Annotated in this window: 15 protein-coding genes; 14 read left to right on the top strand and 1 reads right to left on the bottom strand. The window is 59.6% G+C overall.

The features are described from left to right. Nucleotides 1-2: 2 nt before the first annotated feature. Complete coding sequence (locus L6D74_RS05020; protein WP_236187963.1) at nucleotides 3-980, bottom strand: NAD-dependent epimerase; 978 nt, start codon at nucleotides 978-980, stop codon at nucleotides 3-5. A 602-nt stretch (nucleotides 981-1,582) separates the two neighbouring features. Here L6D74_RS05020 and rfaH point away from each other — a divergent pair. The 14 genes from rfaH (at nucleotide 1,583) to L6D74_RS04950 (ending at nucleotide 18,310) form a co-directional block, all read left to right on the top strand. Beyond that, on the top strand, nucleotides 1,583-2,119 hold the full coding sequence (gene rfaH / locus L6D74_RS05015) for a transcription/translation regulatory transformer protein RfaH (protein WP_236187962.1): 537 nt from the start codon (nucleotides 1,583-1,585) through the stop codon (nucleotides 2,117-2,119). 37 nt (nucleotides 2,120-2,156) lie between these two features. Continuing rightward, nucleotides 2,157-3,317 (top strand): outer membrane beta-barrel protein, encoded by a 1,161-nt coding sequence (locus tag L6D74_RS05010; RefSeq protein ID WP_039768571.1) that lies wholly within the window; start codon nucleotides 2,157-2,159, stop codon nucleotides 3,315-3,317. A gap of 12 nt (nucleotides 3,318-3,329) precedes the next feature. After that, nucleotides 3,330-3,863 (top strand): polysaccharide biosynthesis/export family protein, encoded by a 534-nt coding sequence (locus L6D74_RS05005; RefSeq protein WP_085610331.1) that lies wholly within the window; start codon nucleotides 3,330-3,332, stop codon nucleotides 3,861-3,863. A 2-nt stretch (nucleotides 3,864-3,865) separates the two neighbouring features. Continuing rightward, nucleotides 3,866-6,178, top strand: a complete 2,313-nt coding sequence (locus tag L6D74_RS05000) for a GumC family protein (RefSeq protein ID WP_064596755.1) — start codon at nucleotides 3,866-3,868, stop codon at nucleotides 6,176-6,178. 148 nt (nucleotides 6,179-6,326) lie between these two features. Then, entirely contained in the window at nucleotides 6,327-7,718 is a 1,392-nt protein-coding gene (locus tag L6D74_RS04995; protein WP_064596757.1) for an undecaprenyl-phosphate glucose phosphotransferase, read from the top strand. A 67-nt stretch (nucleotides 7,719-7,785) separates the two neighbouring features. Continuing rightward, a complete protein-coding gene (locus L6D74_RS04990) occupies nucleotides 7,786-9,126 on the top strand; it encodes a UDP-glucose dehydrogenase family protein (protein WP_064596759.1) in 1,341 nt (446 codons plus the stop codon). 13 nt (nucleotides 9,127-9,139) lie between these two features. Further along, nucleotides 9,140-9,844, top strand: coding sequence for a WecB/TagA/CpsF family glycosyltransferase (locus L6D74_RS04985; protein WP_039768580.1), 705 nt, complete (start codon nucleotides 9,140-9,142; stop codon nucleotides 9,842-9,844). Nucleotides 9,845-9,846: 2 nt separating this feature from the next. After that, a complete protein-coding gene (locus L6D74_RS04980; RefSeq protein ID WP_236187960.1) occupies nucleotides 9,847-10,926 on the top strand; it encodes a glycosyltransferase in 1,080 nt (359 codons plus the stop codon). Continuing rightward, nucleotides 10,923-12,035 carry a glycosyltransferase gene (locus L6D74_RS04975; protein ID WP_236187959.1) on the top strand — a complete coding sequence of 371 codons (1,113 nt, stop codon included), beginning with the start codon at nucleotides 10,923-10,925 and terminating at the stop codon, nucleotides 12,033-12,035. The genes L6D74_RS04980 and L6D74_RS04975 overlap by 4 nt, the downstream gene beginning before the upstream one ends. Beyond that, a complete protein-coding gene (locus tag L6D74_RS04970) occupies nucleotides 12,032-13,345 on the top strand; it encodes an O-antigen ligase family protein (protein ID WP_236187956.1) in 1,314 nt (437 codons plus the stop codon). The genes L6D74_RS04975 and L6D74_RS04970 overlap by 4 nt, the downstream gene beginning before the upstream one ends. 16 nt (nucleotides 13,346-13,361) lie before the next feature. Then, nucleotides 13,362-14,315, top strand: a complete 954-nt coding sequence (locus L6D74_RS04965) for a glycosyltransferase family 2 protein (RefSeq protein WP_085646629.1) — start codon at nucleotides 13,362-13,364, stop codon at nucleotides 14,313-14,315. Between the two features lie 13 nt (nucleotides 14,316-14,328). Continuing rightward, entirely contained in the window at nucleotides 14,329-15,747 is a 1,419-nt protein-coding gene (locus L6D74_RS04960) for an oligosaccharide flippase family protein (protein ID WP_236187953.1), read from the top strand. Nucleotides 15,748-15,776: 29 nt separating this feature from the next. Continuing rightward, nucleotides 15,777-16,832, top strand: a complete 1,056-nt coding sequence (gene galE, locus L6D74_RS04955) for a UDP-glucose 4-epimerase GalE (RefSeq protein WP_236187950.1) — start codon at nucleotides 15,777-15,779, stop codon at nucleotides 16,830-16,832. Further along, nucleotides 16,832-18,310 carry a family 16 glycosylhydrolase gene (locus L6D74_RS04950; RefSeq protein ID WP_236187948.1) on the top strand — a complete coding sequence of 493 codons (1,479 nt, stop codon included), beginning with the start codon at nucleotides 16,832-16,834 and terminating at the stop codon, nucleotides 18,308-18,310. The genes galE and L6D74_RS04950 overlap by 1 nt, the downstream gene beginning before the upstream one ends. Nucleotides 18,311-18,318 lie beyond the last annotated feature (8 nt).

Here is an 18,318-nt window from a genome sequence, read left to right as displayed (position 1 = left end):
GCTCAAATCCGATAGTACTGGCGATACCAACTCACAAACTGCGCCACACCCTCTGCAACTTCCACTCGCGGAGAAAACCCGATCCATTGTTCCAATGCCGAAACATCAGCCCAGGTCTTGATGACATCGCCGGCCTGCATCGGCAACAGATTGCGCTGGGCTTTTATGCCCAGTGCCTGTTCGAGGCAGTCGACGAAATCCAGTAATGCGACCGGTTTGCCGCGTCCCAGGTTGAAAATCCGGTTGACGCCACTCACCTCCTTCTCCGGCGCTGGCGGTTTCGGACACAGGCGGACGATGCTTTCGACAACGTCATCGACGTAAGTAAAGTCCCGCGCCATCTGACCCTGGTTGTAGATGTCGATCGGTCGTCCCTGAAGAATGGCTTCGGTAAATTTGAACAGCGCCATATCCGGCCTGCCCCAGGGCCCGTAAACCGTGAAAAAGCGCAGGCCGCTGGCCTTCAAGCCGTAGAGATGGCAATAGCTGTCGGCGAGAAGCTCATTGGCGCGCTTGGTGGCGGCATACAGCGAGACAGGGTGCTCGACCGCATCATCGACGCTGTAGGGCAACTTGCTGTTGGCCCCGTATACCGAGCTGCTCGACGCGTAGATCAGATGCGCGGGCGGATAATGTCGGCAGGCTTCCAGCACATTCAGAAACCCCACCAGGTTCGATTGCGCATAGGCATCCGGGTTGTCGAGCGAATAGCGCACACCCGCCTGAGCGGCCAGATGCACCACCTCGGTGAAATCGTGCGCTTTGAATAACGCCATCAAGGCAGGCTTGTCGACAATATCCAGTGTTTCAAAACTGAAACTCTGCAGACTACTCAACTGTTCAAGCCGCGCCTGTTTGAGATCCACACTGTAGTAATCGTTAAGGTTGTCGATACCGACAACTTCCTGGCCTTGCTGCGCCAATCGTTTGACCGCGTGATAGCCGATAAAGCCCGCAGCGCCTGTAACAAGAACGGTCATAATCCCTGCTCCCCACAAGCCGACAGGCGATAAGTTATAGCGCTGGATGACTTATTCAGTCCAGGTTTTATAACAGCACCCAATAGTGGGGAAAGCTTTCGATCTAAATAATAGTCGAGACCATAACAGGCAGAAAAAGTTTCTACCGTTCAGCCAAAAGAATAAGTCATTAAAAAACAGTCAGTTATCCATCGGCAAAAGCATTACTGGATGGATGGCGTGTTTTTTGACTGCTAACGTTTGACAGACCAGAAAGACTGGCCGATAACTACCAAGGTTGATTTTTTGCAGGGCGCGAGCAGTCACTTACTCGCGCCCTGTCGCTTCAGGGACAACTACTTAGTTACCTAACCTTAAGCCTGAATGAACAGACCGTGCGGTAGCTTTGCCTTCTAAAAAGTTGAACCGATAATTCCTCCAGAGGTGACGCATAACAGAGCGAAACTTCACTGCTCGATGCACACCAATGAAACACTTTGTGATTCATGTTTGAAACACTTCAATAACCCATAATAAAAATCACTTTCGCTGACAGCCCTTACTTAGCCCTCAATAGAGCTTCTGCCTGCCATAAACTTTCGATCATTACAGAGTTTACCAGCATGCCAGTCATCAGCTCGGACCACCCAAATTGGTACCTTTTGCAATGCAAGCCACGTCAGGATGAGCGTGCTCATCTCAATCTGCTTCAACAGAATTACGTGGTCTTTCATCCCCAACTCGTCAGCGAGCGCATTATTCGCGGAAAACGCCAGCGAGTGCACGAATCCCTCTTTCCTGGATATTTGTTCATCCAACTCAGTCGTGACGACAACTGGGCACCCTTGCGTTCCACCCGAGGGGTCAGTCGTTTTGTCGAATTCAATCATGGTCCCGCGACAGTGCCTGAGCACGTCATCGAGCATCTGCGTACGCGTTGCATCGAATCAATGACGTCGGGGCCGGATGAAGCGCTGAAACCCGGAGAGAATCTACAGATTGTCAGCGGCCCGCTCGCGCCACTGGAGGGCGTGTTCCTCGGATTGCACGGAACCGACCGCGTGATGATCCTCCTGCAGTTTCTCAACCGTGAGCAGCCTGTCTGCCTGCCATTGGGCGTGATTGAACGACAACAAGCCGGTTTTCACCCCTACAACTAACGACTTGCCTTATATGCCCTTGCTCAGGAGCTATAACATGGCTTTGAAGTCACGATGCCCTGTCGCGCTGATGATGGCCTGTCTCTATCCCGAAATGGCCTGGAGCATCAATCCGCAAGCCATTGATGTGTATGGATTCGACTTCACGCCATCGTTCCTGTTTTCGGAAAGTTATGACGACAACTTTCGCGAACTGGAAAACAGCAAACAGTCCTCCATGGTCACCAAGCTGGCGCCTTCTTTCGAGCTCAAGGCCGAGGATCGCAACAGTGCCACGCGACTGATCTGGCAACCCACTCGCTACATTTATCACGACGAGTCGGATGCCTCGAACACGGCACAACGCGTGCGTGCCGACAGCATCATGGAGTTTACTGACCGGCATCGTCTGAAGCTCGACGCCGAGTACCGCAAATGGGAGCGCACGGAATCGACGGCGGTCGAAGGCATCAACGACAAGCTCAACAACAAACGGGTGGGCGGTCTCTACACCTTCGGGGCGAAAAGCGCTGACAACCAAATCGATCTCGGGGCCAGTTACGCACAACTGCGCTACGACAACGCCGATGGCATCAACGACGACAAGGAACGCAATACCACTGCCCTCACCAGCACCTGGTATCACCGCATCGGCAGCAATACCCGGGGTCTTGTCGAATATAACCACACCGACTTTGATTACCAGCAGGCCAACAGCCCGCGCAGCAGTAAATCCGACGCCGTCATGGCCGGTGCCGTATGGGATTTCACGGCACGCACGACGGGCAAGGTCCGCGTCGGTTACGAGAAAAAGAACTTCGACAACAGCGAATCCAAAGACCTCGACAACCCGACCTGGCAAGTCGATCTGCAATGGAAACCGCGGACCTATTCGACATTCACCTTCGTCGCTCGCCAGGCCCTCGCCGAGGGTGACGACGGCGCTGATGCCGTGAAGTCGACCTTCACCCAGGTCGGCTGGCGTCACGGCTGGACTGAGCGGATTACTACCGTGGCCCAGGCCGGTTACGGGCGTTATGTCTACGAAGGCCAAAGCCGTACCGACAATCTTCAGGACTACAACCTGGCCGTGGTGTACGCCATGCGCCGTTGGCTGGATATCGAACTGGGTTATCGATACCGCGACAACGATTCCGATGCCGACAATGAAAGCTTCACCCGCAACGTGTTTCAGATCAGCTTCAACGTCAGCCTTTAAGAGGGTCTCGACATGAACACTCGCACACTTGTCCTTTTGTTCGCGTTGTTTCTCTTGCCCCACACCTATGCGGCAGATCCCGATACGCAATACAAACTCGCTGCCGGCGACGTGTTGCGAATCATCGTTTTCGGTGAGCCGGAATTGAGCATGAAAAAGATCCGGCTCAGTGATGCCGGCACCTTTTCCTACCCGTTTCTCGGCGAAATATCCGCCAAGGGACTGACCCCCGGCCAGGTCGAGAAAATCATCGTCGACGGGCTCAAGCAGGGTTATCTGATCGACCCGAAAGTCAGTCTCAGCCAGATCGAATACCGCTCGTTCTACATCAATGGCGAAGTGAAAAAGCCCGGCAGCTATCCGTTCGTGCCCGGACTGACACTGGAAAAAGCCATTGCACTGGGCGGTGGCTTGACCGAGCGGGCTTCGATGAAGCGAGTGACCATCTTGCGCGGTGATGGTGGCGCGACCGTGACCGATAACGTCACGCGCAGCACCACAATCGCCCCCGGCGACACCATTTCCATTGCACAAGGCTTTTTCTGATCATGGACAACAGCCCAAGCAACTACGTCGAACGTCCTCTTCAAGCGCATCTGCATCCGCAGCACGCCGACGACAAGGACACCCTGGATCTGCTCAATCTGTGGAGGATCATCTGGCGCGCCAAGTGGCGCATCGGCTGGCTGGTTCTGCTGAGTTGCGTATTGGCGGCCGTGGTGGTCTCCAATATCACGCCGCAATACATTGGCAGCACCACCCTGCTGTTCAACGACAAAACACCTCCGCTGATGTCGTTCCAGCAAGTCAAGGACTCCGGCGGCAACGCCACAGATTACTTGCAGACTCAGCAGGCGCTCCTGCAATCGCGAGACCTCGCCGAACGCGCGGTGAAAAAACTCGGGCTGACGACTCACCCGGTCACCGATCCGCGCCAGCAGCCAAAGTCCTGGTTTGCGCCGCGCCAATGGCTGGCCGATCTGGACCTTGATCAATGGATCCCGGGGCTAGGTCGATATCTACCGCAAAAGAAAGAGCCACTCACTGAAGCAGACGTCTTCAATCAGGTCACGCAGAACCTCATGCTGCACACCAGCGTCAAGTTCGTTGGCAAAAGCCAGTTGCTCGAAATCGAAGTCGAGTTGCCAGACCCTGTTCTGGCAGCGGCGGCGGCCAACGCACTGGCTCAGGGCTTTACCGACAGCCAGCTCGATACCAGCGAGAAATCGTCGCAAACCACCACGGCCTGGATGAACACACGTCTGATCAAGCTGCGCGACAACCTGCGGGCGGCCGAGAAAAAACTCCAGGGTTACCGCGAAGAACAAGGTCTGGTGGATGTTGGCGGCGTTGCCACCATCAGCGCCAACGAACTGGAAATGACCGGCAATCGCATGGTCGACGCCCGACGCAACCGCGCTGAAGCCGAGAGCGAGTACCGGCAGGCGAAAGCCCTGGGCAACGGCGATCTGAGCCGACTGTCCAGCGTGCCGGCGGTCTTGAGCAACCCTCTGGTGCAGAAATTCCAGGCCGATCGCGCGGTGGCCCAGGCCAAGGTTGATGAACTGGCCGGGCGCTACGGTCCGAAGCACCCCAGCCTGATCTCCGCACAAACCGAGCTGCGCACCGCGACAACCAGTCTGCAATTGCAGGTGCAGCAAGTGGTGGCCGGTATCGAGCGGCAATACCAGCTCGCCACGGCGAGTGAAGCGTCGCTGCGTCAATCCTTCAACAGCAACAAGGCGCAGATCCAGGACATCGCGCGCAAAGAGTTCCAGTTGCGCGAATTCCAGCGTGAAGTCGACAGCACGCGCGCGCTGTATGAAACCTTCGTCACCCGCCTGAAAGAAACCACGGCCACCGCCGACATGGACTCGACGAAAGTGCGCATCGTCGACCCGGCCATCGTTCCCGTCGACGCGAGCAAACCGCGCAAGACATTGATTGTCGCGATCGTCGGGTTGATTGCTGCAGTCATCGGCGTCGGGCTGGCACTGCTCTTCGAGAGTCTGAGCAATACCTTCAAAACCGATGAATCGATCGAGAGCGTGTTGAATGTTCCACTGCTCAGCGTCGTGCCGCTGGTGATAAAGAAAAGCCGCCGGCAACTGGCGCGCCTGTTCGAGGACAACGACAACCCGCGTTTTTCCGAGACCATTCGCAACCTGCGCACCTGGCTGATGCTGCAAAGCAGCGAAAAACCGTCACAAGTGGTGCTCGTGACCTCCACGGTTGCCGGCGAGGGTAAAAGCACCATCGCCACCAACCTCGCCAGTTCGCTGACACCGCTGGAACGCGTGCTGCTGATCGATGCCGACATGCGTCAGCCAACCCTGTCGCTGAACTTCGATTTTCCGCCGGACAGCCCCGGACTGGCGAATGTCATTGCCGGCACGGCCAGGCTTGAAGACTGCATTGTTTCAGTGGGCAATCTGGACATGCTGCCGGCCGGGAAGGTCTTGCCGCCGTCGCTGGATATGTTCGTTGCGCCACGCCTGCCGTCCCCTGGCGATCCGCTCAACCCGGTTCAGCCACCGCCACAGGATTTGCTCAGCTCGCCGCGCATGGCGCGCATGCTCGAAGCGCTCAGGTCACGTTATCGCCACATCATCATCGATTCTCCCCCAGCGGAGATGATCAGTGACGCGCTGCTGCTGGCAAAACATTCGGACGCGGTGATCTATGTCGTGAAGGCTGACAGCACGTCGATCAGCCAGGTTCAGCGAGGGATTGCCATGTTGCAACAAAGCCATGTGCCGGTCTTTGGCACGGTGCTCAACCAGGTCGACCTGCGCAAGGCGCGCAAGTACGGCTACCACCACTCCCGGGCGTTCTATAACTACGATTTCGCGCCCAGGTAACCATCGGGCGCGTACGCCCGCCGCTACGCCCTCTTCTGCCAACGCACTACTCGCTTCACCTCCGCCGAGCTACGGAAAAGCCATCGGGAGGCACGCCGTGCCTGCTCGATTCGCGCTGATGCATGAATGCTGTCTCGAGGTTAAGCCCATGACATCGCTCTATACCGCTCACATGACACACCGCCGAGGCCTGACGTTCTGGGGCCAGTGGCTTTGCGCGCTGTCGCTGGTGACGGCGCTGTTGATATTGCTCGTGCATTGGCGCGTCGGCAGTCTGACCAGCGAATATCGCATCCTGATCATTCTGACGGTGCTCGGCTCGGTGCCGATCTACAGCGTGATGCAGGTCTACCACAAGCGCCATGGCCTGCTGGTCGGGCTCGGCAGATTGCTGGCCGGGTGGTTGACCCTGCTGGCCGTACTGGCGGCGATTGCGTTCTTCACCCAGACCAGCGCCATTTATTCACGCCAGGTGATCATGGTCTGGGCGGTGCTGGGTTTTGTGGTTCAGGCCTTGAGCTTTCTGCCCCTGCATTACCTGGCCCGCCTGTACTCGCGCAAGGTCTGCAACGGACGCCGTTCGGTGATCATCGGTACCTGCCCGACGGCCCATGAACTGGCGAAAAAACTGTCCCGACCGAACCGCGCGCTGGTGCTGGGCTTCATTGCCGCCGAGGACAGCTGCGGCCCTGCACCCAGCATTCTGCCGTTGCTCGGCCACGTTTCCGCCATCCGCGAGATCATCACGGGCCAGGAAGTGCGCCGCGTCTATATCGTGCTGCCAATGGCCCATGCCGCCACCATCGAAGCGCTCTACATCGACCTGCTGGACATGAACGTCGACGTGGTGTGGATACCGGATTTCGGCAGCATGGTGCTGCTCAACCATTCGATCTCGGAAATCGAGCGAATGCCGGCCATCTACCTCAACGAGAGCCTGATCAGCTCGCACCCTGCCAGCCTGTTTTGCAAGGATCTGTTTGAACGCAGCCTTGCCGCCCTGGCGATTATCCTGCTCAGCCCGGTGCTGCTGGTGGTGGCCATCGCCGTCAAGCTGACCTCCGCCGGCCCGGTGCTGTTCAAGCAGAACCGTCACGGTTGCAACGGCGAAGTGATCAAGGTCTGGAAGTTTCGCTCGATGCACGTCCACGACGACCAGCAGGTTCGGCAGGCCACCCGCAACGATGATCGCCTGACGCCGATCGGCGGTTTTCTGCGCCGCAGTTCCATCGACGAATTGCCACAGCTGTTCAATGTGCTGTCCGGCCGCATGGCCCTGGTCGGCCCGCGTCCGCATGCCGTCACCCACAACCTTTATTACACCGGCAAGGTGCGCGCCTACATGGCCCGGCATCGCCTCAAGCCGGGGATCACCGGGCTGGCCCAGATCACCGGCCATCGTGGCGAAACCGAGACCGTGGAAAAGATGCAGCTGCGCGTCGCCCAGGACCTCAACTACATCAACCAGTGGTCGCTGTGGCTCGACATCAAAATCCTCATCAAGACCCCCTTCACGCTGTTCTCGAAAAACATCTACTAAGCCCGCCCCAACTCTGCCGTCCCCTGCCCGACCGTTGATAACCGTCACCACGATCTGAGGTTCGACCATGAATGTGAGCGTATTCGGTATTGGTTACGTAGGCCTTGTCCAGGGTGCTGCATTGGCCGAGGTCGGGCACAACGTACTTTGCGTCGACGTCGACGCCGGCAGGGTCGAGGCATTGAAAGAGGGCACGCTGCCGCTCTACGAACCGGGCCTGAAAAGCCTGGTGCGCGACAACTACCAAAGCGGCCGGCTGCGGTTCGGCACAGACCTGGTGGACGCCGTTCACCATGGCGATGTGCTGTTGATCGCCGTCGGCACACCGCCCGACGAAGACGGTTCGGCGGATCTCCAATACGTGCTGAGCGTGGCGCAGACCATCGCGCTGAACATGGATCGGCACCAGATCATCGTCGACAAATCCACCGTGCCCGTCGGTACGGGGGACCGAGTTCGCGCGTGTATCGAGCAGGTGCTGGCCGACAACGGTCGCGGCGATCTGACGTTCGACGTGGTTTCAAACCCGGAATTTCTCAAGGAAGGCTGCGCGGTCGAAGACTGCATGCGCCCGGACCGGATCATCATCGGCACCGACAGCCCGCGTGCCGAAGAGGTCATGCGCGAACTGTATGAACCGTTCAATCGCAGCCGCGAAAAAATCATTGTCATGGACGTTCGCAGCGCCGAGCTGACCAAGTACGCCGCCAACTGCATGCTGGCGACCAAGATCAGCTTCATGAACGAAATGGCCTGCCTCGCCGAAAGGCTCGGCGCCGACATTGAAAAAGTGCGCCACGGCATCGGCGCCGACCCGCGCATCGGTTACCAGTTCATCTACCCAGGTCTGGGCTACGGCGGCTCGTGCTTTCCCAAAGACGTGAAAGCGCTGATACAGGCGGCCGACGGTGTCGACATCGACGCCCGGGTGCTCAAGGCCGTGGAGGCGCGCAACCAGGAACAGAAAGCCAGCCTCTATCGCAAGGTATTCGATCACTTCGACGGCCACCTTCGCGGCAAGACGTTTGCCCTGTGGGGGCTGAGTTTCAAACCCAATACCGACGACATGCGCGAAGCCCCCAGCCGGGTACTGATGGAGGCTTTGTGGCAAGCCGGCGCCAGCGTGCAGGCGTTTGATCCCAAAGCCATGGAAGAGGCCCAGCGCCTTTACGGCTCGCGCGACGACCTGACGCTGACAGGCACCAAGGAAGCGGCGCTGAAAAATGCCGACGCCCTGATCATCGTCACCGAGTGGCAATCGTTTCGGGCACCGGACTTCGACCAGCTCAGCCGGTTGCTCAAACAGCCGTTGATTTTCGACGGGCGCAATCTGTTCGATCCGCAGCGTTTGAGCAAACGTGGGTTCACCTACGTCTCCGTGGGTCGGCAGACCCCTTCAGTTCTCTGAGAGGAGCCGCGCCATGTTCAAACTGGAGATAGTCGGCCACTACTCGGCGAAATTGCTGGAGGCCAACCAAGCCTATTCCTTCATTAACTTTGCCTCGATCGGCAGTTTTTTCGAGCAAAACCCGAGCAGCGTTGCCTATTTTTGCGACGGCATGCTGATGTCGACCTTCATGTCTCGCATCACCGGCAGACCGATTGGCCGGGTCAGCTTCGACTTCACCTCGATAGCCGACGTTGTGCTGCGCAGCGCCGAGCAACAGGGCAAACGGGTTTATTTCGTCGGCGCCCGACAAGCCGAACTCGACCTGTTCATCAGCAAGATCAAGAGCCTTTATCCGCAACTGAGCATCGCCGGCTATCACAACGGCTATTTCGACGCTGCCCAGGCCGAAGACATTCGGTACGACATCTGTCGCAGCGCAGCGGACATTCTGATCGTCGGCCTGGGCGCCGGACGGCAAGAGCAGTTCGAGCAGGATGCCCTGCGCGCAGGCTTTCGCGGGGTCGCCTTCAGCTGTGGCGGGTTCATCCGCCAGGAAGCTCTGGCGACGCGGCAGTACTACCCGGCGCTGATCAATCGCCTGCACTTGCGCGCGTTCTATCGCATGTACCGCGAGCCCCACACGATCAAACGCTACCTCATCGATTACCCGAGCAACTTCCTGCACCTGCTGAACATGATCGTTCGACACAAAGTCGCCATCAGCGTTGGGGAATGACCATGCACATCCTGTTTACCCTCAAGGATTTCAAGCCCGGCGGTGGCGTCGAGCGCGTTCAGCAGCGGCTGTCCGAGCAGTTTCTCAAGGATGGCCGGCGGGTGAGCTTTTTCGTCATGAACGCAGACATGCCCGACGCCCGGGACATTCAATCCTACAGCGGTGGCGGCAACGGCCTCGTCGGCCTGTTCAAGTCCATCGTTTTGCTGCGCCGGCTCATACGGCACGAAGGTGTCACCCATCTCATTTCCGCCAAGGAGCAGGCCAACCTCTGCACGTGGTTCGCCACCCTGGGCAGTGCCTGCAAAGTCATCTACAGCCGCCATGCGACCCTCGATTGCAGCGAACAGAAAACCGGCCCCTCAAGCCTGCGCTTTCTCTACGCCTTGTACCTGTGTGGCAGCGGCAAAGTAGTGACGGTCTCCTCGGCTCTGCGTCAGACCCTCGCCGACACCGTGCCATGGGGCCGGCAGCGCATCCGCTATTGCCCCAACGCCGTCGTCACCGATCAACTGTTTCAAGCCGCCCAAGCGCCCAGGCCGGCCGGATTGCCCCGCAACTACTGGCTGAGCCTGGGGCGTCTGGTCGAACCCAAAGGGTTTCATCTGCTGCTCGATGCCTACGCCTTGGCGCTGCGCAGCGCAGCGCTGCCGGATCTGGTGATCGTCGGTGATGGCCCGTTGCGCGAAGCCTTGGTCACCCAGGCCAGGCAATTGGGTATCGCGCAACGGGTGCACTTCAGCGGTTTTATGAGCAATCCCTATCCCGTGCTCAGGCACGCCCGACTGTTCATTCTGAGTTCGCTGCAAGAAGGCATGCCGACCGTGCTGATCGAGGCGTTGGCGCTGGGCACGCCGGTGCTGGCCTGCGATTGCGAGACCGGGCCCAGAGAACTGCTGGACCACGGCCGACTCGGTCAACTGGTGATCGTCAACGATGTACAGGCACTGGCCGACGGCATGCTGCGCAACCTGACCTCAGGTCATGCCATCGCCCCCGGCGAAGAGACGCTCACTGCCACCCTGCGCCCGTACACCAGTCAGTACGCGGCGCAGGCGTACTACCAGGTCTGGAATCAATGAAAAAGTTACTGATCATCCTCCATGACCTCAGCGCCGGCGGTGCTGAAAAAATGATGGCGCGCCTGGCCAAAGCGCTGGTGGATGCGGGCAATGACGTGACATTGCTGATGCTCACCGGCGGTGGCCTTCACGCAGCGCATCTCGATCCGCGTGTGAAAAAAGTCGAATTGCACAGCCCGCGCAGCGTCCGTGCGGTGCCGGCACTGACGCGATTCCTGCGTGACAATCACTTTGACGCCCAGCTGGCAGCCCTCACCCACGTCAACGTGGTGGCGATCATCGCGGCGGCACTGTCCGGCACGCTGGCCCGGCTGCACGTCAGCGAGCGCAATGCCTTTTCCCATGACCGGCACGTGAATCCCGATTTGATGGTGCGCATCGCTTATCGGGTGGCGCCCCTGCTGTACAGGCTGATTCCCAACCCGGTGATCTGCGTTTCACGCGGTGTCGCCCAGGACCTGGTCGATACCACCCTCGCCCGGCGCCAAGACGTGACCATCGCCGACAATCCGGTGCTCGACAACGATTTTCGCGAGAAGACACCGGGACCGCCCCGCCACCGCTGGCTGCTGGAAAAGTCCGGCACGGTGATCGTCGCCGTGGGGCGTCTGGCGCCACAAAAAGGTTTCGACACGCTGATCACAGCGTTCGCCGCACTGCCGGATCGCGATGCCCGTCTGATCATTTTTGGCGAAGGCGCACTCCGGGCCGAACTGCTTGAACAGGCGAAACAGCTGGGGGTGGCGGAGCGCTTCGATCTGCCGGGCTATGCCGATGATCCCCTGGCAGAAGTAGCCGCAGCCGATTGCTTCGTGCTGTCGTCGCGTTTCGAGGGCAGCCCCAACGCGCTGGTCGAGGCGTTATCCACCGGCACGCCGGTGGTGGCGACCCGCTGCCCCCATGGTCCTCAGGAGATTCTCGGCGGCGGCGTGGTTGCCCCGCTGGTCGCAGTGGAAGATCCGATCGCCCTGGCACAGGCCATCGTCGAGCAACTGTCCATACCGCGCGATCTGCAGCTTCAATCACGCCTTGATGCGGCCGCACGATTCATGAGTGCCAGTGCAGTGCAGACCTACCTCAAAGCACTGGTTGGAGACCCGTCATCATGAGCCCACTGACGATCCGCTATTCGACACTGCGCGACGCCTTCACGCTGTTCGGCATCCTGTTCTACATCCAGGTGATTACCTTTGTCCTCGGTCTGGGCAGTGCCGCGAGCTTCGGCGATATCAACAAAGACCTCGAAGGCAATGTCGCCAATCAGGTCTGCGGCCTCATCACGCTGCTGGTGCCGTTGTTCTTTTTCATCCGCAACAAGGTATTCCTCAGCAAGACCTTTTATCGCAGCAACTTCTTTCTGCTGGTGTTCCTGCTCTGTGTCATCGCGTCGATCGGCTGGTCCCACGACCCGATGCTCAGTCTCAAACGGTTTATCGCCCTGCTCGGCGTGGTGTTTTTTGCAGGCTTCATTGCCTATAACTACTCCCTTGAAAGAATCGCCTTCATGCTCGGCTGCGCTATCGGCATCGCGGCGTTGATCGGGTTGTTGCTCGCCGTGGTCATGCCTGAAGTGGCGTTTCTCTCCGGGGGCATTCGCGACGGCGCATTCAAAGGTGTTTTCGCCGAAAAGAATGCCGGCGCCCGACTCAATGCGATCGCCATCATGCTGTTGCTGCCGATGATCCGGCAGCGCAATCGCTGGGCGCTCTTGTGCTCATTTTTTTCGCTGGTCGCGATCCTGCTTGCCCAGTCAGCCACCGGTGTAGCGCTGATCATTTCCGGCACGATCAGCTACTGGTACTTCCTCACGATGATCCGCCTGGGCATCAATCGCTCGCAGCTGATGTTCCTCGGATGCACCCTGCTCTACCTGCTGGTCTGTCTGTTTCTGTACAGCAACTTTGCGATGCTGCTGGAAATGGCCGGGCGCGACCCGTCACTGACCGATCGGACCCTGATCTGGGAACTGCTCGCGCCTTTCATCGACAGCCAGTTACTCAAGGGCTACGGCTTCGGCGCCTTCTGGGCAAGTCCCGATGCCGATGCGTTCATTACCCGCTGGGGTTACATCGGCAACGCCCACAGCGGCTACATGGAGACCCTGCTCAATGGTGGCCTCATTCAGCTGACGGCGCTGGCGTTGATGTTCGGTGAAGCACTGTTCAAGCAATACCGCGCCGTGACGGCGAATCAGGCAGCCCGGTTTCGTGCCAGTGCGCTGGTCATCATCGGTCTGTTCGCCGTCACCAATTATGTGGCGTACGTGATCCCCAACTACCGCTCCGCCGAGTTTCTGGTGTTCTGCACCCTGGCCCTGACCTTCCGGCACCACCACGCGACCTACCCCGAATCCTCACCGGCAGCGCTGCGTCAGCGTTCGTCGGGCCGCGCACTACCGCGCGATTCCGCCCGCGCGTAACCCAAGGAGAATCACCGTGCCCAACCAAGCTCCCCGTTCAGCAGATTCAGTGTGCGTCATCATTCCGATGTACAACGGCGCCGACAGCATCGAGCAGACGCTGACCTCCCTGGCCCGGCAAACCCGACTGCCCGATCACGTCATCGTCATCGACGACGGGTCCACCGATGACGGACCACAACGGGTCAGAGACTTCACCGCGCCGTTTCGCCTGACCCTGTTGCAGCAAGCCAACGAAGGCCAGGCCAGTGCCCGTAACCATGGGATGCGCCACTCTAAAGAGACGTTTGTGGCGATGCTCGATGCCGATGACCAATGGCATCCGCGAAAGCTGGAGTTACAGCTGGCACTGTATGGCGAGCTCACGCAACAGGGCCGGCCTGTGGGGCTGATCGACTGCTACGCGCAAGTCAACTACAGCGATGGCAGGCGCCAACTGGACGACCGGTTGAAGAACGGCCGGCACTTCTACGATTTCATCCACGCCAACGTCGTCAATGGCGTTTCCACCGCGCTGGTCAAACGTGACGTGATCATGCAACTCGGCGGCTTCGACGCCAGCCTGCGTTATTCCGAAGACCGCTTCATGTGGACGCGGATCGCCGAACACTGGGAGATCCACACGGTGCCGGAGGTGCTGCTGGAGCGCACGGTCAATGGCGGCAACATGACCGCGAATCCGAAAAAGTACTACCAGAACAAAATCCGCTTCATCGAGGTGTACCTCGCCCGTTACGGCGCGCAGCTGACTCGGCAGCAGCGGATCGATTTCGTGCTGGGCAACCACACCGATTTTCTCGAGGCGTTTTCCCGACGTGGCGAGCATGACCAGGTCCTTGGCGTATACCGGCGAATGCTGGATTGCTCCTGGCAGGCCCTGATCTTCGCCAGCGGCAAACCGACCTTGCGCTACCTGTATGCCCGCGCCAGAACCTTGCGCAAGGCAACGGCTTCAACCACGGCTCATTGATCCGGTATCCGCCATGGCCAACCACCGTCTGACGACATTGACCTGGATCTTCACCGAGAAATTCGGCCTGATCCTGTTGTCGATGATTACCTTTGTCGCCTACGCCAGGCTGCTGTCGCCTGCCGAGCTGGGTGTGGGCACGGTAATCATCGCCATCGTCGAGTTGATCGGTCTGGTGTACTCGTCGGTGCTCGAAGACCCGCTGGTCCGGCTTGAGCGACTGGAAGACAAGCACATCAGCACCGCCTACTGGGCGGCGGTGCTGGTCAGTCTGGCGAGCATTGGCGTCATTTCGGGCGCGGTCATGCTGTACACCCCCGACCCGGTGCTGCAATGGATGACGGCGATAGCCTCGATAAAGATCCTGTTCACCATGATGGCGCGGGTCTATGTGGCGCAGATGCGCCGCAGCGGTAACTTCAAGATGCTGGCGTCGCGCACGTTGCTGGGCAAAGTGGCGGGTGGAGTCGGTGGCATTGCCGTTGCGCTTTGGGGACTGGGTGCGTGGGCGGTCATTGCCCAGGCGCTGATCATGGAACTGGTGTCGATCATTGTGTTGATGCGCGCCGACCCGCGACGCATCCCTTTTTACATCGACGGTCCGATCCTGCGTGAATTGTTGAGGTCAGGCGCACCGGTGGCCATCAACGCGCTGAGCTCGCAAACCTTGCAGCGCGGGGTCAACGTGGTGCTGGGCATCACCGCCGGGGCGAACGCTGTCGGCATGTTCAACATGGCGATGCGCATCATCGAACTGCCACGCACCGCGATCTACAACGGCTTGCTGAGCTACGCGCTGCCGGCGTTCTCCCGGCGCAGCGCAGAACCCAAGCGATTGATCGGGATCGTTGGCGACTCAACCGCCGTCAGCGGCTTTCTGTTGACGCCCCTGTTCATCGGACTCGCACTTACGGCAAGCGACCTGATCCTGTTGATCTTCGGCGCCAAATGGGCAGAGGCCATCCCGCTGCTGCAAGTGCTGGCCTGCACCGCCGCCATCGGCAACAGCGCCATGTACGCCACCACCGCACTGGTGGCGGTCAACCGCAGCCACCTCACGATCAAGGCTGAAGTGCTGACCACCGCGCTGGCCCTGGCGCTGGTCTACGCCCTCGGCAACCTGTACGGCGGCATGGCTGCAGCCGTCGCTCTGCTGGCGCGCATGCTGGTCATCACGCCGTTGCAAATCCGCGGCCTGAACACGGCGATCGGTTACAGCTGGCGCGGCTTTTTCGAAGCCAGTTACCGCAGCGTGATCGCCTCCCTGGTCATGGCTGCAACCGTGCTGCTGGTGCTACCGCAGCTGGGTCTTCAGGGTTACCTGCATTTGATCGGCAGCGTCGTGCTCGGCGCACTGAGTTATGCCGTGGGTTACAGCGCCCTGCACCCGCACTGGCCACAGGAATTCAAATCGGTTTTCACCTCCCGCTGAGTTCAGCCCTGAGACAGGAAGGCCTCACCATGCGCAAAACCACCTTGATTACTGGCGGAGCCGGCTACATCGGCTCGCATACGGCTCTGGCCCTCATTAACGCCGGCCACAAGGTGCTGGTGCTCGACAACCTGTGCAACAGCTGTCGAGAGTGCATCCGGCGCCTTGAGCAACTGACCCTGACCCGCGTCGACTTCATCAAGGGCGATATTCGCGACCCGGCCCTGCTCGACGATATCTTCAGCCGGTACGACATCGACGCCGTCGTGCACTTTGCCAGTCTCAAATCCGTCGAAGAAAGCGTGCGCAAGCCGCTGGACTACTACGTCAACAACGTTGCCGGCACGCTTGGCCTGTGTCAGGCGATGGCCCGCAATAACGTATTCCGGCTGGTGTTCAGCTCGTCAGCCACGGTGTACGGGGAGCCGACGTGCACGCCGATTGCCGAAGATTTCGGCACCGGCAAACCGGTCAATCCCTATGGCCGCACCAAGCTGATGATCGAAGAGTTACTGACGGATCTGTGCAACTCCGATCCGCGCTGGAGCATTGGATTGTTGCGTTACTTCAACCCGATCGGCGCCCACGAAAGCGGAATGATCGGCGAAGACCCGAGCGGCCGCCCCAACAACCTGTTGCCGTGCCTGACCCAGGTCGCCATAGGCCGGATACCCGAACTCACGGTGTACGGCAGCGACTATCCCACCGTGGACGGGACCTGCGTGCGCGACTACATCCATGTGGTCGACCTGGCCATCGGTCACCTCAAGGCCCTGCAAGTGCTGCAGCACGACAATGGCATTCACTTCTGGAACCTCGGCACGGGCGTCGGCTACAGCGTGCTGCAGATCATCCACAGTTTCGAGGACATCACCGGCATCAGCATTCCCTACCGCTTCGCCCCTCGACGTCTCGGCGACATCGCCAAGTGCTGGGCCGATCCGGCCAAGGCGGGACGCGAACTGGGCTGGAGCGCGCAACGCGGCCTGGAACAGATGATCACCGATAGCTGGCGCTGGCAGTCGTGCAATCCGCAGGGGTATCAATCGTCATTCAAGATTCCGGCACCCGTTGCGGTGAAGTGATGCCGATGCTCAAGGAATGTCTGCTGGTCGTGCTGTTTTCGGTTGCGCTGGCAAGCAACGCCGCGCAGGCGCCAGCGCCTGTACCGACCACCGGCCTCGTGTTGTGGCTGGACGCGGCCGACTCATCCGCGATGACCCTGGATGCGCAGAACCGGCTCCAGCGCTGGAGCGACAAATCCGGCAAGGCCAATGACGCGACGGTCGCTGACGCCACCTCAACGCCACAGTGGACAGGAAACAGCCTCAATGGCCATGCGGTGGTGCGCTTCGACGGCAATTCGGGATTACTCGGCCGGGCCCTGCGCACGGCTAAAGGATCTGTGACCGTACTGATCGTGTCCCGGCGGTTGCCGGAACAGGCCGGAGTCGATCCCTGGCAACGGTTGTTCAGTTCACGCCCGCAGGCCGCCAGCAACGACAACGTGCTGCCGAATTTCGCGGTCAGCCTGGCGCAAACCGGGGAGTACGAGCCGACGGTTTCCGTGCTGGAACTGCACGACGTGCCGATCGGCCCCTACGGGGTCGGGCGCAATGCCGTCGGTCACTCGGAAAACTTTCGCGGCGACATCGCCGAAGTGCTGGTATATGACCGTCCATTCGCCTCGCTCGCCGAGCGCCAGCGCGCCTTTCAATACCTGGCAGACAAATGGTCCGTGGCCATCCCCACGCATGCCGACACCTGGACCCGCGTCGGCCCATTGGGGACATTGCCGACGCGCATCAACGCCCAACTGCCCTTGTCCGATCAGGCCAATGCCGGGCAATGGGTGCTCAACACGACGCTGTCCGACGAGTTCGATGGCACCACCCTCGACCGCACACGCTGGCACGTCAACAATGCCGTCGGGAATGAGTCGCTGGGCCGCAAGCCGGCGTTGTTCACCGAGCGCAACGCCAGCGTCGGCAATGGCAACCTGAACATTGTCTTTCGCAAGGAAACCTTGCCACAAAAGTACGTCGAGCTCGGCTTCAAGGACTACACCTCAGCCATGGTGCGTACCCTTGAACGCGGCTTCTACGGGTACTACGAAGCGCGGGCCAAACCCATGAATTCCGCAGCGTCCAGCGCCTTCTGGCTGGCCTGGACGGGCATGACTGACAACGCCACCGAAATCGACATCTTTGAAATCGGCGGCAAGACCAAAAATGCGCTTTCAGACCGCGCCTACAACATGAACGCCCACCTCTGGGCCACGCCGCACAGCACCGAACATATCGCCAACGGCAGCACCTGGACCAGTCCCTGGCGGCTGGCCGGCGACTTTCATGTCTACGGCTTCGACTGGCAGCCCGATACCCTGCGCTGGTACGTCGATGGTGTGCTGGTCAGAGAATCGAAGAACCATTATTTCTTTTTCCCCATGCAGATCGTCTTCGACAGCGAGGCCATGTGGAAATGGTTCGGCGTGGTCGACGATGCTGACCTGCCCTCCACTTTTGAAGTCGATTACATCCGCATGTGGCAACGCAATCCTTGACCCTCACA

Source organism: Pseudomonas pharyngis, assembly GCF_021602345.1.
In the GTDB taxonomy this organism is placed as follows: Bacteria; Pseudomonadota; Gammaproteobacteria; order Pseudomonadales; family Pseudomonadaceae; genus Aquipseudomonas; species Aquipseudomonas pharyngis.
Note: the sequence above shows the minus strand (reverse complement) of the source record. Positions and strands in the feature narration are given on the sequence as shown.